This window comes from Paraburkholderia sp. BL25I1N1, from assembly GCF_003002025.1.
Lineage (GTDB): Bacteria > Pseudomonadota > Gammaproteobacteria > Burkholderiales > Burkholderiaceae > Paraburkholderia.
Window position 1 is genome coordinate 360,455 of record NZ_PVZB01000001.1, and the last position, 23,278, is coordinate 383,732.

At 63.8% G+C, this 23,278-nt stretch carries 22 protein-coding genes; 8 read left to right on the plus strand and 14 right to left on the minus strand.

Translation table 11 applies throughout. The features are described from left to right. The first annotated feature begins 11 nt into the window (after nucleotides 1-11). Both B0G73_RS01625 and B0G73_RS01630 read left to right on the plus strand, forming a co-directional pair. Nucleotides 12-779, plus strand: a complete 768-nt coding sequence (locus B0G73_RS01625) for an AraC family transcriptional regulator (RefSeq protein WP_106277265.1) — start codon at nucleotides 12-14, stop codon at nucleotides 777-779. A gap of 10 nt (nucleotides 780-789) precedes the next feature. Then, nucleotides 790-1,119, plus strand: a complete 330-nt coding sequence (locus B0G73_RS01630; RefSeq protein ID WP_106277267.1) for a hypothetical protein — start codon at nucleotides 790-792, stop codon at nucleotides 1,117-1,119. Nucleotides 1,120-1,233: 114 nt separating this feature from the next. On the opposite strand, the gene B0G73_RS01635 is transcribed toward B0G73_RS01630, so the two are convergent. The 3 genes from B0G73_RS01635 to B0G73_RS01645 all read right to left on the minus strand — a co-directional run bounded on the left by B0G73_RS01635 (nucleotide 1,234) and on the right by B0G73_RS01645 (nucleotide 4,046). Beyond that, on the minus strand, nucleotides 1,234-1,494 hold the full coding sequence (locus tag B0G73_RS01635) for a hypothetical protein (RefSeq protein WP_106277269.1): 261 nt from the start codon (nucleotides 1,492-1,494) through the stop codon (nucleotides 1,234-1,236). A 144-nt stretch (nucleotides 1,495-1,638) separates the two neighbouring features. Continuing rightward, the gene (locus tag B0G73_RS01640) at nucleotides 1,639-1,971 is read right to left on the minus strand and encodes a hypothetical protein (protein WP_106277271.1); all 333 of its coding nucleotides are present in this window, start codon (nucleotides 1,969-1,971) and stop codon (nucleotides 1,639-1,641) included. A gap of 191 nt (nucleotides 1,972-2,162) precedes the next feature. Next, nucleotides 2,163-4,046, minus strand: coding sequence for a bifunctional sugar phosphate isomerase/epimerase/4-hydroxyphenylpyruvate dioxygenase family protein (locus B0G73_RS01645; protein WP_106277273.1), 1,884 nt, complete (start codon nucleotides 4,044-4,046; stop codon nucleotides 2,163-2,165). 314 nt (nucleotides 4,047-4,360) lie between these two features. Here B0G73_RS01645 and aroQ point away from each other — a divergent pair, with 314 nt between their 5' ends. Genes aroQ through B0G73_RS01660 form a run of 3 tightly spaced genes read left to right on the plus strand, consistent with a single transcriptional unit; the run spans nucleotide 4,361 to nucleotide 7,138 of the window. Then, nucleotides 4,361-4,816: a type II 3-dehydroquinate dehydratase gene (gene aroQ, locus B0G73_RS01650; protein WP_106277274.1), complete on the plus strand. Its 456-nt coding sequence runs from the start codon at nucleotides 4,361-4,363 to the stop codon at nucleotides 4,814-4,816. Further along, entirely contained in the window at nucleotides 4,813-5,703 is an 891-nt protein-coding gene (locus B0G73_RS01655; RefSeq protein ID WP_106277276.1) for a shikimate dehydrogenase, read from the plus strand. Before aroQ ends, B0G73_RS01655 begins: the two co-directional genes overlap by 4 nt. A 49-nt stretch (nucleotides 5,704-5,752) precedes the next feature. Continuing rightward, nucleotides 5,753-7,138: an MFS transporter gene (locus tag B0G73_RS01660; RefSeq protein WP_106277278.1), complete on the plus strand. Its 1,386-nt coding sequence runs from the start codon at nucleotides 5,753-5,755 to the stop codon at nucleotides 7,136-7,138. A 74-nt stretch (nucleotides 7,139-7,212) separates the two neighbouring features. On the opposite strand, the gene B0G73_RS01665 is transcribed toward B0G73_RS01660, so the two are convergent. The 5 genes from B0G73_RS01665 to B0G73_RS01685 all read right to left on the minus strand — a co-directional run bounded on the left by B0G73_RS01665 (nucleotide 7,213) and on the right by B0G73_RS01685 (nucleotide 11,929). Continuing rightward, on the minus strand, nucleotides 7,213-7,908 hold the full coding sequence (locus B0G73_RS01665; protein WP_106277280.1) for a TetR family transcriptional regulator: 696 nt from the start codon (nucleotides 7,906-7,908) through the stop codon (nucleotides 7,213-7,215). 94 nt (nucleotides 7,909-8,002) lie between these two features. Then, nucleotides 8,003-9,283: an FAD-binding oxidoreductase gene (locus B0G73_RS01670; RefSeq protein WP_106277282.1), complete on the minus strand. Its 1,281-nt coding sequence runs from the start codon at nucleotides 9,281-9,283 to the stop codon at nucleotides 8,003-8,005. Between the two features lie 130 nt (nucleotides 9,284-9,413). Beyond that, nucleotides 9,414-10,196, minus strand: a complete 783-nt coding sequence (locus B0G73_RS01675; RefSeq protein WP_106277284.1) for an anti-sigma factor domain-containing protein — start codon at nucleotides 10,194-10,196, stop codon at nucleotides 9,414-9,416. Then, a complete protein-coding gene (locus tag B0G73_RS01680; RefSeq protein ID WP_106277286.1) occupies nucleotides 10,196-10,765 on the minus strand; it encodes an RNA polymerase sigma factor in 570 nt (189 codons plus the stop codon). The genes B0G73_RS01675 and B0G73_RS01680 overlap by 1 nt, the downstream gene beginning before the upstream one ends. 231 nt (nucleotides 10,766-10,996) lie before the next feature. Then, a complete protein-coding gene (locus B0G73_RS01685; protein ID WP_106277288.1) occupies nucleotides 10,997-11,929 on the minus strand; it encodes a dihydrodipicolinate synthase family protein in 933 nt (310 codons plus the stop codon). A 132-nt stretch (nucleotides 11,930-12,061) separates the two neighbouring features. Between B0G73_RS01685 and B0G73_RS01690 the strand changes: the two genes are divergently transcribed. From B0G73_RS01690 to B0G73_RS40345, 3 genes are all read left to right on the plus strand, one after another. Further along, the gene (locus B0G73_RS01690) at nucleotides 12,062-13,045 is read left to right on the plus strand and encodes a LysR family transcriptional regulator (protein ID WP_106277290.1); all 984 of its coding nucleotides are present in this window, start codon (nucleotides 12,062-12,064) and stop codon (nucleotides 13,043-13,045) included. A gap of 196 nt (nucleotides 13,046-13,241) precedes the next feature. Then, nucleotides 13,242-16,322 (plus strand): transglycosylase domain-containing protein, encoded by a 3,081-nt coding sequence (locus B0G73_RS01695; protein ID WP_106277292.1) that lies wholly within the window; start codon nucleotides 13,242-13,244, stop codon nucleotides 16,320-16,322. Beyond that, nucleotides 16,319-16,468 (plus strand): hypothetical protein, encoded by a 150-nt coding sequence (locus B0G73_RS40345; protein ID WP_181196474.1) that lies wholly within the window; start codon nucleotides 16,319-16,321, stop codon nucleotides 16,466-16,468. The genes B0G73_RS01695 and B0G73_RS40345 overlap by 4 nt, the downstream gene beginning before the upstream one ends. On the opposite strand, the gene B0G73_RS01700 is transcribed toward B0G73_RS40345, so the two are convergent. From B0G73_RS01700 to B0G73_RS01725, 6 genes are all read right to left on the minus strand, one after another. Beyond that, on the minus strand, nucleotides 16,465-17,691 hold the full coding sequence (locus B0G73_RS01700) for an ROK family transcriptional regulator (RefSeq protein ID WP_106277294.1): 1,227 nt from the start codon (nucleotides 17,689-17,691) through the stop codon (nucleotides 16,465-16,467). The genes B0G73_RS40345 and B0G73_RS01700 overlap by 4 nt on opposite strands. A 30-nt stretch (nucleotides 17,692-17,721) precedes the next feature. Beyond that, on the minus strand, nucleotides 17,722-18,519 hold the full coding sequence (locus B0G73_RS01705; protein WP_106277296.1) for an ATP-binding cassette domain-containing protein: 798 nt from the start codon (nucleotides 18,517-18,519) through the stop codon (nucleotides 17,722-17,724). Nucleotides 18,520-18,538: 19 nt separating this feature from the next. Continuing rightward, a complete protein-coding gene (locus B0G73_RS01710; protein ID WP_106277298.1) occupies nucleotides 18,539-19,525 on the minus strand; it encodes an ABC transporter permease in 987 nt (328 codons plus the stop codon). A 90-nt stretch (nucleotides 19,526-19,615) separates the two neighbouring features. Further along, nucleotides 19,616-20,620 carry a sugar ABC transporter substrate-binding protein gene (locus tag B0G73_RS01715; protein WP_106277300.1) on the minus strand — a complete coding sequence of 335 codons (1,005 nt, stop codon included), beginning with the start codon at nucleotides 20,618-20,620 and terminating at the stop codon, nucleotides 19,616-19,618. Nucleotides 20,621-21,067: 447 nt separating this feature from the next. Next, on the minus strand, nucleotides 21,068-21,844 hold the full coding sequence (locus B0G73_RS01720; protein ID WP_258193142.1) for a flagellar brake protein: 777 nt from the start codon (nucleotides 21,842-21,844) through the stop codon (nucleotides 21,068-21,070). 239 nt (nucleotides 21,845-22,083) lie between these two features. Next, nucleotides 22,084-23,115: a LacI family DNA-binding transcriptional regulator gene (locus B0G73_RS01725; protein ID WP_106277303.1), complete on the minus strand. Its 1,032-nt coding sequence runs from the start codon at nucleotides 23,113-23,115 to the stop codon at nucleotides 22,084-22,086. Between the last annotated feature and the right edge of the window lie 163 nt (nucleotides 23,116-23,278).

Here is a 23,278-nt window from a genome sequence, read left to right on the forward strand (position 1 = left end):
GAACCCGCACGATGAACACGCTGGCTGATCCGCTCGAACCGGACGACGCAACGCTGTCCGGCATGCTGTCGCACTTCAGGCTGCTCGAGCCGGTGTTCGACGCGATGCCGGACGTCGTGTTCTTCGTCAAGGACGCCGAGGCGCGCTACGCGCTGGTCAACCGCACGCTCGCGTCGCGCTGCGGCTTCAAGGAAAAGTCCGCGCTGCTCGGCCGGACCGCCGAGGACGTGTTCCCGCGCCGCTTCGGACGCATCTACACGGCACAAGACAAGGCGGTCATCAACGTCGGCAACCAGATGATCGATCAACTGGAACTGCATCTGTATCCCGGCCGCCAGCCGGGCTGGTGTCTGACCTGCAAACAGCCGCTGCGCGATCCCGCCGGCAAGGTGGTCGGCCTCGCGGGCATTTCCCGCGATCTGAAAGCGGACGAAAGCAGCCATCCGGCCTACAGCCGCCTTGCCGCGGTCGTGCAGTCCATCCAGGAAAATTACGTCCAGCCTTTGAATCTGAAGCAGCTCGCGGCGATGGCGGATATGTCGGTCGCGCAACTGGAACGCTATTTTCACAAGGTGTTTCATCTGACGCCGCGTCAGGTGCTGCTGAAAACCCGGCTGGACGCGGCCACGGCGCTGCTGGTCTCGCACGACAAGGTCACCGACGTCGCCGCGCTATGCGGCTACACCGACCACAGCGCATTCACGCGGCAGTTCAAGGCAACCGTCGGCATCACGCCGACCGAATACCGCATGCTGTTGCACGGTACTTCGCGGAGCTGAAGCGCTGCACATGGCTCGTCGCAGGCACCATTACTACGTCTACGTCGTCGCGCTGGACGACAAGGTCTGGAACGAGGCGCGGTTTCGCCGTGCGAATCCGGACTACCGGTTCGACAAGCCTTGCGTATATGTGGGAATGACGGGACTGGACCCGGATCTGCGCTTCGACCGGCATAAGGCCGGCATTCAGGCCAATCGCTATGTGCGCGATTACGGCTTGCGGCTCGTGCCCGAACTCTATGAGGTGTTCAATCCCATGCCTTACCGCGGCGCCCAGGACATGGAAGTGGAATTGGCGATTGGACTGCGTGAAGCGGGGTACGGCGTGTGGCAGGCATAAGCCGGGTGACGCGGCTATGGTGTTCGTCGGTAGCTCTGAGCGGCGTTCGGCTGGACGAAAGGGCGTGGCCCTTCGCTGTACGCGCGTGTCTTCGAACTCGACTATGAGCGCGCGTTACTTCACGCCGAGGCCACGCAGCACGGCGTTGCCTTCGGGCGTCAAGCGGATACGCGAGGCGCCGGCGTCGCCGGAAATCGTTTCGATCAGACCGGCTTCGTGAAGCTGCGGAATCTCGGGTTTCGCGGACGCGTCGATCGGCGCGTGCAGCAACAGCAGCAGCGTCGCCAGCTCGTGGTGGCTCAACAGGCGGCGCAGGATGGTGGGCCGCTTGGCCGGCGCCGGTGCGTCGTTCGTGTCGTGATCAGGCTGGTTCATGGGTAGCACCTGTGCGGGTAAGTGTCGGGTGGATAATGCGGACGAAGTCTTAAACGATTCTTAAGAGACCATTGTCCTGTAACACCGTGACATGATGATTGCACCGGCCCATGTTACCGATTGTGACACTTACGCCGACAACCCCTACGGGGCGCAGGTTTTGCCCGCTGATTCGATCCACAGGTTGCTCACATGGCGCTTGCCCGCATAGAAACGGTAAGTTGTGGCGCCGTTGTCGCTGCGCACCTTGACGATATTCGAATCGCCGAAGTCGAGCATCTGGCCTTGCGGGATCGCGGTGGACTTGAACGCGGCGTCGTGGCTGGTGGCCAGCTGCGTCAGGCACGCGACCACGTCGTTGACTGAGCGCTGCGTGGTGGTGTCCGTGACGGGCTCGCCGGCATCCGGATTCTTCTGGAAGTACGCGCAAGCGCTGAGGAGCAGGGGAACTGACAGGACTACGGCAAACTTCTTCATATCTCTCCTGACGTTACGTTCGGCCGACACAGGCGCACGTGGCGGCGCTTCTGGCGCAACCGCGCGGCATCGGCCGCGAAATCAGGCGCCATTATATCGGTGCGGCGCGGCTCCCCCGCCGAGGACGCACGCGCCGTGCCCGCCAGGCCGGAACCGCCGGGCCTGAATTCGCTGCCTGATGCGCTCAAAGCCTACTTGCGCCGCTGCGCCTGCGCGGCGAGCCGCACGGCGGCATTGGCCGCGCCGTAGCCGTCGTAACCGCCGCGCCGCTCGACGATCTCCATGAAGAAGCGCTGGTCGAGCTGCTCCGTGTAAGCATGGAAAAACTCGCCGCCGCGCTCGTCGCGGTCGTACAGGATGTTATTGGCGCGCAGTGCGTCCAGCGTCTCGTCCGGCAGCGCGTAACGAGCGGCCAGATCCTCGTAGTAATTGCGCGGGATGCGCAGCACCGGCAAGCCGTCGGCGACGAACTCGGGAATCGCGCTGAAAATGTCGCTAGTGCTGAAGGCGACATGGTTCAGCCCCGAGCCGTGATAGGTGTGCAATGCCTCGGCCACCGCCGTGTGATGATCCACGGAGGCATTCAGCACGATACGCACCGAACCGTCGTGGCTGCGCAGCGCGCGGCTGCGCACGAGGCCGTACGGATCGGGCACCAGTACGCCAGGCTCGGCCTGGAAGCCCAAAGCAGTGCGCAGAAACAGCACCCACGTATCCAGCGAATTGGCCGGCACCGACAGGCACACATGGTCGATGCGGCTTAGCGGCCCCACTTCGCTCGGGCCGTTGATATCGGTGAGGACGAAATCGGCCTCGAATAAGGTGGGCTGGTCCGGGGTTTCGTCGACGAAATAGTTCAGGCTGCTGTCCGGCGCCTGCACGGCGGGCAGCACGCGCTCGTGCGGGCCGATTTGCCCGGAGAACGGCGCATAGCCGAAGCCGGCGGCGCGTTCGAACGCCTGATTGGCGTCGTCCACGCGAAATGCCGACGCGCACAGCGACAAGCCGTGCTGCTGGAAGAACGCGTTGGCGAACGAATCGAGCTCGGCGTTCAGCACGATCGAGGCCGCGCCGTGCTGATACAGCGTGACTTCCTTCGAACGATGCCGGCCCGCTTCGCGAAAGCGCAGCTTGCCGAGCCAGTCGACGAGTTGCGCGCGCGTGCCGTGGTCCACCGCGAACTCCAGGAACTGATAGCCGACGTGCGCGGGCGCCGCGGGCGAGCGGTACAGGTCGCCGACCGGCTGTTGCGTGCTTTCGAGCAGCGCGCGCGTCTGTTCCTCCAGAAAGAGTAGCGAGCGATGACCGTCGGCGGCCGTGATGGTGGTCGGCGCGGCACGAAAGCCGTCGTTGAAAATTTCCAGCGAAAGCGGCCCGCTGTAGCCGGTTTTGACGACCTGTGCCGTGAAATTGGCCAGATCGAAATCGCCCTGGCCCGGGAAGCAGCGGTAGTGGCGGCTCCATTCGAGCACGTCCATGGCGAGCTTCGGCGCGTCGGCGATCTGCACGAAGGCGATGCGCTCGCCTGGAATGTCGGCGATCGCGTCTGGCGTGTCGTTCAACGACAGCGTATGGAAGCTGTCGAGCACGAGCCCGAGATTGGGATGATTGACGGCGTTCACCAGCTTCCACGCGTGCCGGTAAGTCTTGACGTGCTTGCCCCACGCAAGCGCTTCATAGCCCGCGATCACGCCGGCCGCCTCCGCCGCGCGGGCCAGCGCGCCGAGCTGATCGATCATCAGCGCGTCGTCGCCGATGGTGTCGGGCGAAACGTTGCTGCACACCAGAATGCGGTCCGTGCCCAGTTCATGCATGACGTCGAACTTGCGCTTCGCGCGGTCGAGATTGCGCTCGAGGCGCTCGGGGCTGACACCGTCGAAATCGCGGAAGGGCTGAAACAGCATGATTGTCAGCCCGAGATCTTCGGCGATGCGCCGCACGTCGGCAGGCGAGCCGTCGAAATACAGCAAATCGTTCTCGAAGATCTCGACGCCTTCGAAGCCCGCCGCCTGGATCGCGGTCAGCTTCTCGACAAGGGTTCCGCTGATCGACACGGTGGCAATCGAACGTTGCATGAACGGCTCCTGCTAAAACAATCGAACGGCTGTTGAATTGTCGCGCAACCGGGCGCGACGCTCGCATGTCCGGCGGCGGCCATGCTGCAATGCGGAAAATGGACCAGTTCGTTACACGGCTCAGCAAAACGCAAGCCACAAACTCCCACACTAACCGAAGTCATCGGCAGTTTATACAAACTAACTAGATGGTACAAATTCGTAGAAACCCCAAATGACGGCGCCGCCCAATGCGCGCACACTTCGCTCACGTTGAAAAACCACGGCGATTGCCGTGGCTGGCTTGTTTGCCTTACCTGGCGGGAGTGGTTGTCATGAGTTTTGCGTCAGTACCGGTCCTCAATGGACCGAATCTCAATCTGCTCGGCACGCGCGAGCCGGCTATCTATGGCTCGGAAACGCTCGACGACGTCGCGAAACTTTGCCGCGATGCGGCAGAGCGCCTGAATCTGTCGATCGACTTCTGTCAGTCGAACGCCGAACATCAACTGATCGACTGGCTGCACGCGGCGCGAACCAAGGTCGACGGCATCGTGATCAATCCGGCGGCTTACACGCATACGTCGGTGGCCATCGCCGACGCGCTCACAGCCATCGAAAAGCCGGTCATCGAAGTGCATATTTCAAACGTGCATCGCCGCGAGGCGTTCCGGCATCACTCGTACGTGTCGGCCGTGGCGGACGCGATCATCATCGGTTGCGGCACGCAAGGCTATGTACTGGCTTTGGAGCGGATGGCGACCATTCTTAAGAATAGGGCGGCAAAATGAACGCACAAGCGAACGCACAAACCAGCTCACAGGCAACACCGCATTCCTATCTGGTCGGCCTGATCGGCGCGGGCATCGGCGGATCGCTGTCGCCGGCCATGCACGAGGAAGAGGGCAGCAAGCTCGGTCTGCACTATGTGTACCGCCGTATCGACCTTGAAGCGCTGAAACTCGACGTCGCCGCGCTGCCCGATTTGCTGACGGCGGCCGAACGCATGGGTTTCAACGGTCTGAACATCACGTACCCGTGCAAGCAGGCCGTCATTCCGCTGCTCGACGAACTCTCCGACGACGCGCGCGCCCTCGGCGCGGTCAACACGGTGCTGTTCAAGGACGGCAAACGCACCGGCCACAACACGGACTGGTCCGGTTTCGCGCGGGCGTTCCAGCGCGGTTTGCCGGACGTGTCGCTGGAACGCGTCGTGCAACTCGGCGCGGGCGGCGCCGGCGCGGCAGTCGCGCACGCCGCGCTGAACATGGGCGCGAAGTCGCTCACGCTATTCGACGTGGACGCCACGCGCGCCGCGTCGCTCGCCGACGAATTACAGAAGCGTTTTCCGGCCGCCACCGTCAGCGCCGGCAGTTCGCTCGCCGAATCGCTCGCGGCCGCCAACGGCCTGATTCACGCCACGCCCACGGGCATGGCGAAATTGCCCGGCTTGCCGCTGCCGGTTGAATTGCTGCACCGCGATCTATGGGTCGCGGACATCGTCTATTTCCCGATTCGCACCGCGCTGTTGCAAGCCGCCGAAGCCCTTGGCTGCCGCACGCTGAGCGGCGGCGGCATGGCGGTGTATCAAGCGGTCGACGCCATGCGCATTTTCACCGGTCTCGAGCCGGATGCTGAACGCGTGTACACCCATTTTCAGTCGTTGTTGCAACGCTAACCGGCAGCGTGTCGACCGGTAACAAGCAGATCGAGGAGACGACCACCCCATGCAGCAACCGATTCAATCCAGTCCCGCCGACGCCGCCGCGCCGCAAGGCGCCACCGTCAGCACTGCGCGCCGCTCGAAAGCCCGCTTTCAGATTCTGGCGCTGCTCGCGGTCGGGACCATGATCAATTATCTCGACCGCACGGTGCTCGGCATCGCGGCGCCGCAGTTGACCAAAGAACTCGGCATCAACGCCGCGCTGATGGGACTGCTGTTCTCAGTGTTCTCGTGGAGCTATGTGGCCGCGCAGATTCCGGGCGGCCTGTTCCTCGACCGCTTCGGCAGCAAGGTGACGTATTTCCTGTCGATGACCTTCTGGTCGCTGTGCACGCTCGCGCAAGGGCTGGTGCACGGCATCGGCGCGCTGTTCGTATTCCGCCTCGGCCTCGGCGTCTCGGAAGCGCCGTGCTTTCCGACCAATAGCCGCGTCGTTGCCACGTGGTTTCCGCAGAGCGAACGCGCGATGGCGACCGGCACGTACACGGTCGGCGAATATATCGGCCTCGCTTTCTTCAGCCCCTTCCTGTTCATGCTGATGGGCACGTTCGGCTGGCGCTCGCTGTTCTACGTGGTGGGCGGCGTGGGTCTCGTGTTCGGCGTGATCTGGTGGATGTTCTACCGCGAGCCGCGCGATCATCCGTCGGCGAATCAGGCGGAACTCGACTATATCGAAGCGGGCGGCGGTCTGACGCATCGGAAGAAGAACGCCGATGCAGCGGCCACCACGGGCGCGGCGGCACCGGCGGCACCGGCACAAAGCGGCTTTGAATGGCGCACCATCGGACGCCTGCTCAAGCATCGTCAACTGACCGGTATCTGCCTCGGCCAGTTCGCCGGCAACTCGACGCTGGTGTTCTTCCTCACCTGGTTCCCGACATATCTCGCCACCGAACGCCATATGGCGTGGCTCAAGATCGGCTTCTTCGCGATCATGCCGTTCATTGCCGCGTCGATCGGCGTGATGTTCGGCGGTCTCTTCTCCGACTGGCTGTTGCGCCGCGGCAAGTCGCCGAACGTGGCGCGCAAGCTGCCGATCATCGCCGGCCTGCTGCTCGCGTCCACCATCATTCTCGCCAACTATGTGGACAGCAACGTGGCGGTGATCGCGATCCTGTCGGTGGCGTTTTTCGCGCAGGGCATGGCCGCGCTGGGCTGGACGCTGGTGTCGGACATCGCGCCGGACGGCCTGCTCGGCGTCACCGGCGGCATCTTCAACTTCGCGGCAAACCTGGCCGGCATCGTGACGCCGCTGGTGGTGGGGTTCATCGTCGCGGCGACCGGCTCGTTCGTTGGTGCGCTGGTGTTCATCGGCGCGATCGCGCTGGTTGGGGCGCTGTCGTACATCTTCATCGTCGGCGATATCAAGCGGATCGTGCTGGCGGATTGAGCGCTTCAGCGCTGGACAAAAAAACGGGACGTGGCGAAAGCCGCGTCCCGTTTTTTACTTGAGGCCCGATTGCCTCAATCGTCCTTGCGCACGAACCGCAGCACGGCATCCACGATCATCGCGCGATGCCGCGCACGCAAACGCGGATGCGACGGATCGCGGCCGAACGCCGTGCCGAACGTATGGCGATTGCCGACACGATGAAAGCACAGCGAACTGATCAGTAAATGCAGATCGATCGGATCGATGTCGCTGCGGAACTGACCGGCCGCGATACCGCGCGAGAGCAGATCTTCGATCGTATGAATCACGGTGACGTTGCGGCCTTTGAACGTCTTGACCTGCTCGACGTATTTGGCGCCGTGAATATTTTCGATCGTGACGAGCCGCACGAAATCGCGCTGGCGGTCGTGATAGTCGAACGTAAACTCGACGAGCGCGCGCATGCCTTCGACCGGATCGAGTTCGCTGACGTGCAGATCCTGTTCGAGCGCGCGAATGTCCCCATACACTTTTTCCAGCACCGCCTGGTACAACCCTTCCTTGCTGCCGAAGTAGTAATACAGCATGCGCTTGGTGGTGTTCGTGCGCTCCGCGATCGCGTCGACGCGTGCGCCCGTCAGTCCCATCGCGGAGAACTCCTGGGTCGCGACATCGAGAATGTTGCGCTTCGTCTGTTCGGGATCGTACTTGCGCCGGGCGTCGGTACGCGGAGTGTCGGACGGGATGCCGTTGGTATCAGGCTCGGCAGCCTTGCTTCCCTTTTTCATTGTGTATTCGAGCGGCGATGACGGCGCATTCTAGCACGGTCAAATCGGCCTCCGGAGCGGGTCTCGGGCATGTGCGGGCGCGTTTCGGTGGACATCAAACCGCAGGGCGGCGGCGCGCGGCGAGTGCATCGCGTGTCTGCATGGCGGTGTAGGTCAGTTGCGCGGCCGCGAGGCCGAGCGCGCCGTAAGCGGGTGTCAGGCCAAACGACGCAAATGCCTCGGGCACCGGACGCTCACCGGCAATCGCCGCCGCCAGCAACTCGCCGGATACGGTGGTCGGCGCCATGCCGTGTCCACCGAAGCCGACCGCGTACCAGACGCCATCCGGACTGCGGCCGATTTGCGGCATCTTGTGCCGCGCGTAGCTCATCAGGCCGCCCCACGCGTACTCGATGCGCACGTCGCGCAACTGCGGATAGACCTTGAGCAGATCGCGCTGCAGCAGCCGCGCGATCACTTCAGGTGCGCGGTCGCGCACCGAGATGCGGCCGCCCCACAGAATCCGGGTGTCGGGCAGCGGCCGGTAATAGTCGAAGGCGAAGCGCGTATCGTAGATGGCGGCGCGCGTGTCGATCGCGTCTTGCAGACGCGCGCCGAGCGGTTCGGTCGCCATCACGTAGGTGGCGATCGGCAGTACCGCGCGTTCGACCAACGGATAGACGCGGCGCGCGTAGCCGCCGCCCGCCATCACCACGTGTTGCGCGTCGAGCGCGCCGTGCTGCGTGTGCACCACGAAGCCGGCGCCGTCGCGCTCGAGACGCACGACCGCCGAACCCTCGTGGATCCGCACGCCGGCATGCGCCGCTGCGTTAGCCACGCCAAGGACGTACTTCAACGGATGAAAGTGGAATGCGTTGCGCTCGAACAGACCGCCGTGATAACGGCGCGTTTTCAGTCGCGAAGCGAGCTGCTGCGCCGCAACCGGTTCCCACTCGACGCCGAACGAATCGCGCATCAGGCGCCGCTGCGTTTCCAGTCGAGCCGGTTCGTCGAACCAGTTGGCGAGGATCACGCCGGCGTCGGTCGCGTCGCAGTCAATGTGATAGCGCGCGATCCGTTTGCGCATCAGATCGACGGCGTCGGTGGTCAGCGTATAGAGTTCGCGGGCGCGTGCGGCGCCGAGGGTTTTGAGCAGATCGGCGCAATCGAGGCTATAGCCGCCGAACACGAACCCGCCGTTGCGGCCGGACGCGCCGAAACCCACTTGCCGCGCTTCGAGCACGGTGACGTCGGCAACGCCTCGTTCAGCGAGTCCTAACGCCGTGGACAGTCCCGCCAGCCCGCCGCCGATGACGCAGACATTGGCGCTACGCCGGCCGGCCAGCGGCGCATAAGCGGACGTACGGATGACAGTGGCTTCGTAAAAGCTTTGCATAGCGGCTAGGGTAGCGGCAATCGCGCTTGCGTCCAGCCGGCGCGCTGCCGCCGAGTGGAATCGCGCATGAAACAAGGGCCGGCATTCGCGTCGAGCGAATAGCGGCCCTGGCCTGTTGCAGACGAAACGTCTAGGATACCGGCAGCAACTTGCCGGTGAACACGACTGGACCGCTCGGCGCGTTGTGATCTGGCGAGCCGCCCGGCGCTTCGATCGACACGGCCAGCGCCGCGTAATTCTCCGGCTTCTGCTGGCCGGCCGTGACCTTGCCGTTCGCGCTGTCCGGCAGCATGCCGAGCGAGACCGGATGGCCGCTCGCCGGTATGCCCCATAGTTCCATCGCCCGGCCGGCGGGCAGGTCGACCTTGCCGAGCGGCTGCACCGTCATGGTCGAATGCGTTTCGTCCCACGCGACCAGCATGACCGGATGCGCGTCCTTGTTGTTCAGCACGGCGACATGCGACACGGCTGCTTCGGGTTGCTGAGCAACGATCGGCGCCGTGACGGGCGGCGTGGCGGACGGCAGCAGCGAGCGCACGGCGATCACCACGGCCACCGCGGCGAGGCCCGTGACGCCGAGCGCCCAGCCGCGCCAGAACGCCAGGTTCTCGAAGATGCTGCGCGACGGCCGCGCGGGTGTTTCCACCACCCTGCGCGGACGTGCCGCGTCGCGCGTGGCCGCAAGGCCAAGGCGTCGTTCGATGGCGTCCCAGACGGCGGCCGGCGGCATGCGCGGCTCGGCGAGTTCCGCCATCGGCGAGATGCGCCGCTGCCATTCGTCGACGGCTTTGCGGATCGTCGCGTCGTGGTCCGCGTAGCGTTCGAAGCGGCGCCGCGCGCTGCCGCGCAGCGTGCCGAGCACATATTCGGCGGCCAGCAGATCGACGAGTTGAGGATAGCGATGGAGATTCATCACTCGCCTCCCAGGCAGGTCTTCAGCTTGGCGAGGCCGCGCCGGATCCATGACTTGATGGTGCCGAGCGGCACGCTCAGCACTTCGGCGATCTCGCTATGGCTTTGATCGCGCAGATACGCGAGGGCGACCGCCTGGCGCTGCGCGGGTTCCAGCTGCTGCATGCAGCCGGCCAGCAAACGCGCCTGCAGGCTGACCGCGGTCAGCGCTTCGGGATCCGGGTCGCCGGTCGCCACGAGATCGTCCAACGCATCGCTCCATTCCGTTTCCTGCGTATTGACCCGCCGCAGATGATCGAGAGCACGGTTGCGGACGATCGCCGACATCCACGTCATGGGGGCGGACAATGCGCGGCGATAGTCGCCGGCAAAGCGCCAGATATTGACGAAGCTGTCCTGCAAAACTTCTTCGGCCCACTCGTGCTTGCTCAATATACGGAGCGCGAGGCCGAACAGTTTCGGGGCGGCGAGATCATACAGCTCGCGCAACGCCGCGCCATCTTGTTTGGCGACACGTTCGAGCAGCTCGGCGAGCGTTTCCGGCGTCAGTTCTCGAGGATTGGCGGTCATGGAGGGAGTCAGGGTGAGCTTGCGCGCCTATGTTACTCAACTTCTCCGCTAGCTTGTACGTGGTTTTTTTTCGGCGGCCTGCATCCGTTGGGACGGGGTTTGCGTATGTGGCTGCGGAGCGCGGCGTTGTGTGTGCTCGCGCCATTGCGAAATGACGCGCCGCGCTGCGCTTTCAGGCAGTCGGGGCGCGCGGGATGCGTGTGAGTGGGAGCAGGGCCGCTGCGGCGCGCTTTAACGACCCCAGCGCAGCACCAGGGGATCGAGCCGTCGCGCGACCTTCAACAGTCCTTCGCGCGTGGCCGGATGCATCTGCGGCAGCGGATGGCGCACCGCATCCGAGCGGATCACGCCGCCTTCCTTCATCAGCGCCTTGCACGAGGCGAGGCCGCCCTGGCGGTTCTCGTAATTGATCAGCGGCAGCCATTGCTGATAGTGCGCGGCGGCCGCCTCGGTGTCGCCGGCCGCATAGGCGTCGACGATCAAACGGATGCCGTCGGCGTAGCCGCCGCCCGTCATCGAACCGGTTGCGCCCGCATCCAGATCGGCCATCAGCGTGATGGCCTCCTCGCCGTCCCACGGACCCACGATTGCGTCGCCGCCCAGTTCGATCAGCTCGCGCAGCTTGTTCGCGGCCTGCGGCACTTCGATCTTGAAGTACGACACGTTGTCGATCTCGCGCGCCATGCGGGCGAGAAACGGCGCGGACAACGGGGTGCCGCTGACCGGCGCGTCCTGAATCATGATCGGGATATCAATCGCGTCGGACACCGTGCGGTAGAACTCGTAGATGCCACGTTCGCCGATGCGGATGGTCGCGCCGTGATACGGCGGCATGACCATCACCATCGCGGCACCCGCGGCCTGCGCGCTGCGGCTGCGTTCGGCGCACTGATATGAACTGAAGTGCGTGGTCGTGACGATCACCGGCACGCGGCCCGCGACGTGTTCGAGCACGACGTGCATGAGCGTGTTGCGCTCATCGTCGGAGAGCGCGAACTGTTCGGAGAAGTTCGCCAGAATGCATAGCCCGTTCGAACCCGCATCGATCATGAAGTCGATGCAGCGTTTCTGGCCTTCGAGGTCGAGCCGGCCGGCGTCGTCGAAGATGGTCGGGGCGACGGGGAACACGCCGCGCAATGCAGCAGGATGAGATGACTGGTTCATGGTTGTGCGTTTTCGTGGGTGTGGGAATGTCTCCACTGGCGACTATACGGCGTTGGGGCAGCGCGGGTATATTGAATTGTTTCCATCTTGTGATCGCTTTTGCGACTCACCCATGCTTGAACGCGATCCTTCATGAAAAACACCCTCAACGTCCTGCTTTCGAAGCTGCGCATGAAGCAACTCCAGTTGCTGATCGCACTCGACGACCTGAAGTCCCTGCACAAAGCCGCCGGCGCGATGTCCATGACGCAATCGGCCGCCAGCAAGGCCTTGCAGGAACTGGAGTCGATGCTCGACGCACCGCTCTTCGAGCGCTCGAAGAGCGGCATGATCCCGAACCAGCTCGGCCACTGCGTGATCCGCTACGCGCGGCTCATGACGACCGATCTCACCGCGCTCTGCCAGGACGTTGCCGAGATACGTTCCGGGCGCGGCGGGCGGCTTGCGATCGGCGCGATCATGGGCGCGATTCCGGAGTGCGTCGTGCCGGCGCTGAATCAACTGCATGCGGCCCAGCCGGATCTTTCCGTCGAAGTGGTGGAAGACACGAGCGCGCGCATGCTGCAGCAACTCGACGACGGCCGGCTCGATCTGGTGATCGGCCGCGCGGCGGTGGCGGCCGATCCGTCGAAATATCACTATCGTCCGCTAGGCGACGAGCCGCTCTCGGTGGTGGTCGGCTACGGTCATCCGCCGTTGCCGAAGAAAGAGGTGAAACTGCGCGATCTGGCCGGCCACCGTTGGGTGATGTATCCGTCGCATATGCCGCTGCACGCGCTGCTCGAACGTGAGATGGATCTGGCCGGTCTGCGGATGCCGGATAACCCGGTTTCCACGGCCTCGACGTTCGTGACGGTGGCGCTCCTGCAGAGCAGTCACGATCTGGTTTCGCTGTTGCCCACGGCAATCGCCGGCTTGTTCGTTCGGCAAAAAATGCTGCGCCTCGTGCCGGTGAAGCTCAAGTCGCCTTCGCAGACTTTTGGCATCGTGACGCGCAAGGGCGGTGTGCTGTCGCCGCCGGCGGAACAGTTCATCGATCTGCTGTGCGCGCTGCCGGTCGAACAGGCGCAGGGACGGTCGCCGGAACGCCCGGCGAGAAAGCAAAAAACCGCCTGAAGCGGCGATTTTTTCATCACAGGAAAGACGCTCAATATCGCATGGCAATTCACGCCGCGCCATGCTTCGCAAACGGGTGTTGTAGCCGCGACACTCTCGGGTAAATCCGAACGGATCGCGGGTTCGCGTTCCGCGCTACACTGCTTCGAAGGTGTGCCGGCCCTGAAGAAACCGGTGCCCGCTCGGGGAGAGCACCATGAATCGGCCGCTGATTCGGTTACCGTTTCGCGCAACGGGCACGACGTCTGTGCGCAAGTGGATCAAATGGGCGCTGGTAGCGGCATTTTTGCTTGCGCTGGCATTGGCGGCACGCTTTTGCCAGATCGAGATCGAAACCTCGCGATTGCAGGCGCACTATCTCTCCGAATTGACTCGCGACGTCGGTTTTTCCGTCGCGGACGGTCCCAGTCATTCCATCCGTTTTCCCCAAACCGACAAAGGCCCTTACGACAGCCGCCTGGGCTACGCGTTGCTGCCGTCCATCCAGCAGCGTCTGTTGCAACGCGGCTTTGAAATCACCACTCAGGCGCGCGACTCCGAGCGGATGCTGTCGCTGGCGGACAACGGCCTCTTTCTCCCGTACGAAGAAAAGGATCAGGCGGGCCTGCAACTCTTCGACGGCACCGGCGCGCCGCTTTTCGCCGCGCAGTTTCCCGGCCGCGTATACGACAGCTTCGACGCGATTCCGCCGCTGGTCGTGAATTCGCTGCTGTTTATCGAAGACCGCTATCTGCTCGATCCGAACCAGCCAAACCGCAATCCGGCTATCGACTGGGGCCGCTTTAGCCGCGCATTGGCCGATCAGGGCGTGCGCGTGTTCGATCACCATCAGTCGCAGCCCGGCGGCAGCACGCTCGCCACGCAGATCGAAAAATTCCGCCACTCGGCGGGCGGCCGCACGGCGACGCCGCCGGAGAAACTGCGGCAGATCGCGTCGGCTTCGGTGCGCGCCTATCTGAACGGCCCGCAAACCATGCCGGCGCGCCGGCAGATCGTGGTCCACTATCTCAACTCGGTGCCGCTGGCCGCGCAGCCGGGCATTGGCGAAATCAACGGTATCGGCGACGGTCTCGCCGCCTGGTATGGCCGCGATTTCAACGACGTCAACCGCATCCTCGCAGCGCCTTCGACCGAACAGAATCTGCCGGAGCAAGGCGTTGCGTTCAGGCAGGTGCTTTCGTTGATGATCGCGCAACGTGCACCGTCGTATTTCCTGCATCACGGCTACAAGGAACTCGAACGGCTGACCGACAGTTACTTGCGGCTGCTGGCGAACGGCGGCATCGTGTCGATCCCGTTGCGCGACGCCGCGCTCTCCGCGGTGGTCGATTTGCACCGCGCGCCCGCCAAAACGGCCAGTGCGGATTCCTTCGTGTCGCGCAAGGCGGTGACGTCGATGCGTTCGCATCTGCTCGCCGCGCTCGGCATACCGAGTTTTTACGAACTCGACCGCCTCGATCTGCAGGCGAACGGCACACTCAACAACACCGTTCAGCAAGCCGTGAGCGACCGGCTCGCCGCTGCCGCCACGCGCGACGGCGCGAAAGCGGCGGGTCTGGTCGGTTTCGAAATGCTGCGCGCGTCGGACGATCCGTCGAGAATCGCCTACAGCTTCACACTGTTCGAGCGGCGCGACGGCGCCAACCTCGTGCGCGTGCAAACCGACAGCGTCAACCAGCCGTTCGACATCAATTCCGGCGCGCGCCTGAATCTCGGTTCGACGGCGAAACTGCGTACCGTGGTGACGTATTTGCAGATCGTCTCCGACCTGCACAAGCGCTATGCACCGTTGAGCACGGCGCAACTGAAAGCCGTGAAGTACGATCCGAACGATCAACTCACGCGCTGGTCGCTCGACTACCTTGCGCACACCTCGGACCGTTCGCTGCAAGCCATGCTCGACGCGGCCGTTGAGCGCAAATACTCGGCTAGTCCCGGTGAAACGTTCTACACGGGCGGCGGCGCGCAGACCTTCAACAATTTCGAATCCGACGACAACAGCCGCATCCTGACCGTGCACCGCGCGTTCCAGCATTCGGTGAATCTGGTGTTCGTGCGGCTGATGCGCGACATCGTCCACTACGAAATGGTGCAGACCACCGGTCCGTCGGCGCAATGGCTGGCCGATCCTGAGATGCGCAAGATGTATCTGACGCGCTTCGCCGATCAGGAAAGCCGCGTGTACATGAATCGTTTCTACACGAAGTATCACGGTAAGACGCGCGATCAGGCGCTCGCACTGCTGCTGCTCGGCGTGCGCAAATCGCCGCCCAAGGTGGCGACGGTGTTGCGCAGCGTCGCGCCGGACGAGTCGAATGCGTGGTTCAACGCGCAAATGCGTGCGGCGCTGAAGAACACGCCGGCCGCCTCCGTGCTCGACGATGAAGACCTCGCGAACCTGTACGCCAAATACGCAATCGACCGCTTCAATCTGAACGATCGTGGCTATATCTCGAGCGTGCATCCGCTGGAACTGTGGACGCTCAACTATCTGCGCGAACATCCCGACGCCACGCTCGAACAGATCCAGAGCGCGAGCCGTGACGTGCGTCTGTCGACTTATTCGTGGCTCTTCAAGACGCGCTATCACGCGACGCAGGACCGCCGCATCAAACGGATGGTCGAACTGCGCGCTTACGATGCGATCGGCAAATCATGGCAGGCGCTCGGCTATCCGTTCGCGACGCTCACGCCTTCGTATGCCGCGGCAATCGGCGCGTCGGGCGACCGGCCGGCCGCGCTTGCACAACTGATCGGCGTGATCGCCAACAACGGCAACAAGGTGCCGACGGAAAGTCTCACGCAACTCGACTTCGCGAAAGACACGCCTTACGAAACGCACTTCAAGCGCGCGGCGGTTGCGCCGGAGCAGCAGTTGTCGCCGGAAATCGCGAGCACGGTGAAAGTGTTGCTGCGCGATGTGGTGACGGGCGGCACGGCGAGGCGTCTTGCGCAAGGCATGACGTTCCCCGATGGACAAACGTTGGAGGTCTACGGCAAGACCGGCACCGGCGATCAGCGCTTCAATGTGTTCGCCAAAGGCGCGCGGCTGATCGAGTCGCGCAAGGTGAACCGTAGCGCGACTTTCGTGTTCGCGATGGGCGACCGGTTCTACGGCACGTTGACCGCGTGGGTGCATGAACCGTATGCCGCGCATTACGAGTTCACCAGTGCGCTGTCCGTGCAATTGCTGAAGTCGTTGGCGCCGGTGTTGCAGCCATTGCTGAATGAGACGCCTGTGAAGACGGTTTCGGTTTCGAAGGTTGCCGCGCAATGAGCATCGGGCGCAGCGTGCCGGTGTTGCAGCCGTTGTTGAACGATCGGCTTGTGAAGACGGCTACGGTTGCGAAAGGTCGGTGCGCAATGACCATCGAGCGCAGCCTGCTGGTGCTGATGTCGATGAGCCGCACCGGCAGCGCCTAAAAAACCGTCTCCGCCGCCGGCTTCAGGAACAACTCATGCACCGGCGCGAAATGCGCATAGAGCGGCAGAATCGCGCCGCCCATCGCACGCGCGTCGGCGCCGATCGCGCCTTCCAGCAATTGCGGACGCACCATGCCTTCCCATTCGAAGCGATCGAGCACGCGTTCGGTGCGGCGAATGATTTCGCGCAACAGTTGCCGGTCGAGTTCGCCGTCGATCACGATCGCATCGAGATCGAGCAGGGCGGCCGCATTGGTCAGCGCAGTGGCGATCGCTGGGCATGCGCTGTCGAGCCATTGCTCGGTGTGCCGCCACAGTTCCGGCGACAACGCCCGATGATCGTGCGCCGCCGCGGCCGACGCGCCCGCATCGGTCAACAGCTTTTCGAGCACGAAGCCCGACGCCGCGTGCAGCAGCTGGCGCGCGGGTTTGCGCGTGCCGCCTTCACGCAGCGGAATCGAGCCGACCGCGCCCGCGTTGTCGTGCGGGCCGCCATGCAGACGGCCGTCGATTACAAGGCCGCCGCCGATAAACGTGCCGACGAACAGATACAGGAAATTGTGAATGCCGCGCCCCTGGCCCATCACGAGTTCGGCGGCGCATGCGGCCGTGGTGTCTTTGGCGAACTCGACGGGCAAGCCCGTCATCGTGGCGATGCGCGAGCGCAGATCGATCTCGTTCCATGCTTCCAGCGCGTCGGGCGGCGCGCCGAGAAAGTCACGCCAGCCGCCGAGCCACAAAGGCGCTGCGACGCCCACGCCGACCACCTGGCTGGCTCTCGCGCCGAGCGTCTGGTTCACGCGCGCCAGTTTATTTTCGAGCGCGGGAAACAGCGTGCGTGGATCGGGATACGCGTAATCGAAGACATCGCGGTGCACCACGTGGCCGGCAAAATCCATTGCCAGCACGTCGAGACTGCGGCGTCCCACCTTGACGCCGATGGTGTACGCGCCTTGCGCGCGCAACGCGATCGGCACCGACGGCTGCCCGATCCTGCCGCGCACGCGAGCCTGCTTTTCAAGCAGCCCGTCGTCGATGAGACGCTCGACGATCATCGACACCGTCTGCATCGAAAGACGCGTGAGGCGGCCGACGTCGGCTTTCGGCAGCGGCCCATGCAAGCGGATCGCCTGCAACACGATGCGCTCGTTGAACTGCCGCATGCCGACCTGATTCGAGCCGACCGTGCGTTTGAGGGGCGAACGGGTGCCGGTGGTTTCCATGGTAGGCGCCCGCTCAGCAGGATGCGCGCATCATGCAATCGCCTTGACGTCTGCTTCCTTTGCGCCGGTCATGATTGCCACCGCCTCCGACATGTGGATGTCCGCCCGGTTCACGAGCGCCGCGCGCCGGCCGAGTCGCTGAATATGAATGCGGTCCGCGATCTCGAACACGTGCGGCATGTTGTGGCTGATAAGGATCACCGGCAGGCCGCGATCACGCACGCGGCGGATCAGTTCCAGCACCATGTTGCCTTCCTTCACGCCGAGCGCGGCGGTCGGTTCGTCGAGAATCACCACGTGCCGCGCGAACGCCGCGCTGCGTGCCACGGCCACGCCCTGGCGCTGGCCGCCCGAGAGCGTTTCCACGGCCTGGCGCATCGAACGGATACCAATCTGCAGGTCCTTCATATGCGCGGTCGCTTCGTCCAGCATGCGGCGCTTGTCGATCATCTTGAAGATCGAGCCGCGCCAGCCGGGTTTCAGCAATTCGCGCGCAAGGAACAGGTTTTCGGCGATGCTCATGGCCGGCGCCACGGCGAGTTCCTGATACACCGTCTCGATGCCTTGCGCGCGGGCATCCAGCGGGCTGCGGAATTTGACCGGCTTGCCGTCGAGCAGAATCTCGCCTTCATCCGGCACCGTGGCGCCGGAAAGGGCCTTGATCAACGACGATTTTCCCGCGCCGTTATCGCCGATCACGGCCATGATCTCGCCGGGCAGCACTTCGAAATCGCAACCGTCGAGTGCGGTCACATTGCCGTAGCGTTTGATGAGTCCGCGCGCCTGCAGAACGGGCATCGCGGAAGAAGCGGAAATGGGGGTAGACATGACGGATTCCTCTGGCTGTTCAACCGCGACGATGGGAAAGTTTGTCGGCGGCCACCGCGAGAATCACCAGCATGCCGGTGATCAACACCTGGTAGACCGAAGAAACGCCGATCAGGGTCAAGCCATTGCGAAACACGCCGACGATCAACGCGCCGAGCAGCGTGCCGACAATCGAGCCGCGTCCGCCGAACAGGCTCGTGCCGCCGAGCACGACCGCGGTAATACTGTCGAGATTCTCGGTTTGTCCCGCCTGCGGATCGCCCACGCCCGTACGCGACACGGACAACAGCGCGGCGATGCCGTAGATCGCGCCCGCCAGCGAGTACACGGTCAGCAAGATTTTTTGCGACGAGAGGCCCATCAGCCGCGCGGCCTCGGGGTTATTGCCGAGCGCGTACAGATGCCGGCCCGGCACGGTGTCGCGCAACACGAACCACGTGGCCAGATACATCAGCAAGGTGAGCACGGTGCCGTACGTGACATCCGCGGGGCCGAGCTTGAATGTGTTGCCGAAGAACATGATCGCGTCCGGCAGGTTCGACACGCTCTCCGCGTTCGAATAGATCTGCGTGAGCGCGAAAGCGATATTCAACGTACCTAAGGTGACGATGAAGGCAGGCAGTTTGATGCGCGTGATCAACACACCGTTGAGCGCGCCGAACAGCGTGCTCGCGCCAACGCCGCACAGAATCGCGACGACCGGCGGTACGCCGAGCGTGACCGCGAATTTGGTCATGATGATCGAGCCGAACGCCATCACCATGCCGCACGAGAGGTCGATGCCGCCCGTCAGCACGATCAGCGTCTGGCCGATGGCGATGACCGCGACCACCATGGTTTGCTGCAGAATCAGCGAGAGGTTCTGGAACGACAGGAAGCGGTTGCTTTGTGAAATGAAGAAGCCGCACGCCAGTACCAGTGCGATGAGTGGCCCGACTTCGGCAAGCGATGGCATGCGCTCGGCGAACGAACGCGAATGGCCGGCGGGCGCGGAAGGAGTCGACATGATGAATAACCTCGATGCAGGAGCGCGGCGCTTTGGCCACGCGGCAAATGCGATGGCGGCCCGGCGAAGCGGGCCGCTGTTCAGTGCGTGTTACTTGTTGCCCCAACAGTTGTCGAGGCCGAACTTCGTGTCCTTGCTGTCGATGCCGGACATCGGTTTGTCGGTGATCAGCGTCACGCCGGTGTCCTGATAGCCGGAGACCTTCTTGCCGGTCTTCGCGTACTCGACGCCGGCCGTCACGCCGAGCGAGGCCATCTTCAGCGGATACTGCTGCGAGGTCGCGGCGATCGCGCCGGCCTTGACGTTGCGCACGCCTTCACAGCCGCCGTCGATCGAGACGATCATCACGCTCTTGTCCTTGCCCGCCGCCTTGAGTGCGCGGTAAGCGCCCGCTGCCGCCGGTTCGTTGATCGTGTAGACCACGTTGATGTCGGGCGACTTCTGCAAACAGTTTTCCATCGCCGTTTGGCCCTTGGCCTGATCGCCGCGCGTGTCCTGGCTGCACACCACGGAAGGATCGCCTTCCTTCACGCCGAAGCCTTCCAGGAAGCCGTTATGACGCAGCACGCCGACCGAGACGCCGGGCGCGAGATCGAGCGTGGCGATCTTCGCGGGCTTGCCGTTGAGCGCGGCTTTCGCGTATTTGCCGATCAGCACGCCGGCCTTGAAGTTGTCGGTGGCGAAGAGGGCGTCGGTGGCGTCTTGCGGATCGGTCGGTGTGTCGAGCGCGACCACCATCACACCGGCGGCGCGCGCTTTCTTGATGCTCGGCACGATCGCCTTGGTGTCGCTCGGCGTGATCAGAATCGCTTTCGCGCCGGCCGTCATCATGTTTTCGATGGCGGTGACCTGACTCGCGTTGTCGCCGTCGAACTTGCCGGCCGCGGTGACGAGCTTCGCGCCGTCTTTCGAGGCGGCCGCTTCGGCGCCCTGTTTCATCTTGACGAAGAACGGGTTGGTGTCGGTCTTGGTGATCAGGCCGACGACCGGCTGGTCAGCCGCCTGGCTCGCACTCGCACACCATACCGCCGATGCCGCGACGCACATCGACACGATTTTCCTGGCGACAGGAAGCCTGCGGGAATTCAGATTCATGGGACGCTCCTCCGGTTTTTGGCAACGACGTTGTGGTACTGGCGGTTGCCTGCGCGAACGCTGCGCGCTGACAACCTGGTTTGCGATCTGCTGCGCGATGACGGCGGTCCGAATCGACTTCGACCTGGGTCGATTTGTGCCGCCTAAATCACTCCAGTTGATTTAGTACAGCAGGCGCGCCGACTTGCGTCAAGGAAATCATTGGCATGGAACGATTGCGCGCGACACGCAGCAAGCTGGCTGAATGCCTTATGTGGCGGGGCTTCGGCGGAATGGTGCGATGCGAGATCGAGCGTTCGGGCTTCGGGAAAGTCCTGGCTCGAATGAAGGCGAATTGAAAGCTGAATGCGGTCTTCCCGACGCCAAATCGTTGGCGTCGCGAGGGTATTCAGCGAACCCTGAGGTGCGCGAATATCGCGGTTATCACGATGTCCATGACGAATCGGCCTAACGGCGCGGTGCGAGTGCTTGCCGCCTCGTTTCGAGTTGCGTGACGACGCGTTGCAAGGTCCGCTCGGCAGGGCCTGGCGTCGCGACGAACTTGCAGCCGATCACAAAACGCTGGTCGCCCTTCGCCGTGGTCACCTGTCGTGGCGCGACGATTTCCAGATCGAGTCGCAGCATGCCGAAGCTGCCGAGTTGCAGTGCGACGCCGCGCAGTACCGTGCCGCGTTCGAGCGAACCGAAGCGTTCGTCGGCGGTCTTTACGGCGATGCCGCCCAGCGAGAGATCCTGCAACTCCAGCCGGAACGAGCCGCCATCCGCATATTGGCCGCTTGCGATGTACGGGTCGAGCACGGGCGTTTGCACGCGGAAGAATTCGCGGCGTTGAATGTAGTAGATCAACGCAGGGAAGGGCGCTTCGAAAGCCGGCAAACCGTCGAACTGAGTCGGCGTGGCATCGAACGTCGTGAACTCGGTGCGAATGCCGCTGGGCAGGCTGCGGAACGTGAGTTGCCGGGCCGCGGGTAAGGCCTCGTTGTCATCGGCCGCGCTGCCGGCATCGAAGACAAAGCGCGCATTGCGCGAGTCGACATCGAGTATCTGCGTGACGATTTGCCGGCCACCGAACTCGATCGTGACGAAGTCCTGTCGGGCCATGAGTTGACGCAGACACACGGCGATTTGCAAAGGGTGGCGCTGCGCGAAGTTCGAGTCGGCGTGGAGGGTGTGTTCGGCGACGTCAGCGTCCAGCGAGAGATCGGCAATCATTCGAATATCCATGCGTGTTATGGCCTTGGCCCGGCCGGTTGGCGAGCGCGGACGGCCTCTGGGTCGTCGCGGTGCTCGGCCTTTCCCTGTTTAATTGCAGGGACCGTGCCAACTGCATGGATCGGTGGATGAATGCGCTGCGCTTGCGGCGGCGCCGCTTCTGGCGGGCGTTTGCGGGTACCGCGTGAGGAACACGGCGGGTGCGTAGCGAGGGTTCGCTACGTAACGTCCGCGATGCTGTTACGGCCACATCAGCGCGAACGCGGTACGCCCGTGGATGCGCGCACAACCAGTTCGGGCGGCGAGGCGATGCGCATCGGCACGCCGGCCGTTGGGCGACCCGCCTGTCCATACGACGACTCGATCAACTCACGTAACAGCGATACCGCGAGCCCGGCGACTTCGACCGTCGGCACGGCGACCGTCGTCAACGCGGGACGCGACTCGCGCGCGAGTTGAATGTCGGTGATGCCGATCACGGACAGGTCCGCCGGCACGTTCAGGCCGAGGTCGGCGGCGGCGTGCATCGCGCCGAGCGCGGGCAGGTCGTTGGTCACGAAGATCGCGGTGAGCTTCGGATCGCTTTCGAGCAGCGCGCGTGCCGCTTCGTAACCGCCCTGGATCGTATCCGCCGCATGTTTGACGCGACCTTTCGGTGCGCCGGCGGCGCGCAGCGCATCGACGAAACCTTCGTAACGGGCCGCATGAATGCCCGAGGCCTTGCTGCCGACAATCGCGCCGATCCGCCGATGGCCGAGTTCCAGCAAATGCGCGCCCGCCAGTTCACCCGCACGCCGGAAATCGACGGCGACGCACGGCAGGCCCGGCGGCTCGTTAGGCCGTTCCCACATGCAAAGCACGACCGGTGTGCCGCGCGCTTCGGTCGTATGAAGATCGGCGAAATCGAGGTTCGCGTTCGTCACGAGCACGCCTTCGGAGAGCGTGCCGGCGATCTGGTCGAGATACGCGCGGCCGGTGTGCGGATCTTCGTTCGTATTGCAGATGATCACGAAGTGGCCGCTCGTGCGCGCCGCGCGTTCCACGGCGAGCGCGAACTCCGGATAGAACGGATTGGCGATGCTCGACACCATCAATGCGAGCGTCGGCGCGCGACCTTCGGCGAGGGCGCGAGCGGCGAGATGCGGGCGGTAGCCGAGCGCTTCGACGGCTTCGAGCACGCGCTGTCGGGTGGTCGCGCCGACCCGGCCGCGATTGCGCAGCACGTTGGACACGGTGGCCGGAGTGACACCGGCATGACGCGCGACTTCGCTGAGTGTGGGCATGATATTTTCATTATTTGGGATGGCTGCCCGACATTTGCATCACGCGCCGAGGCGCGGCACCATCTGTCGCACAGACAAAACGAACTCGGAGACAGGCAAGGCGCAAAACGATCCCAAGCGATCGATTTTTTTCGGCCTTGCTGATTAAGCGCTTAATCTCCGA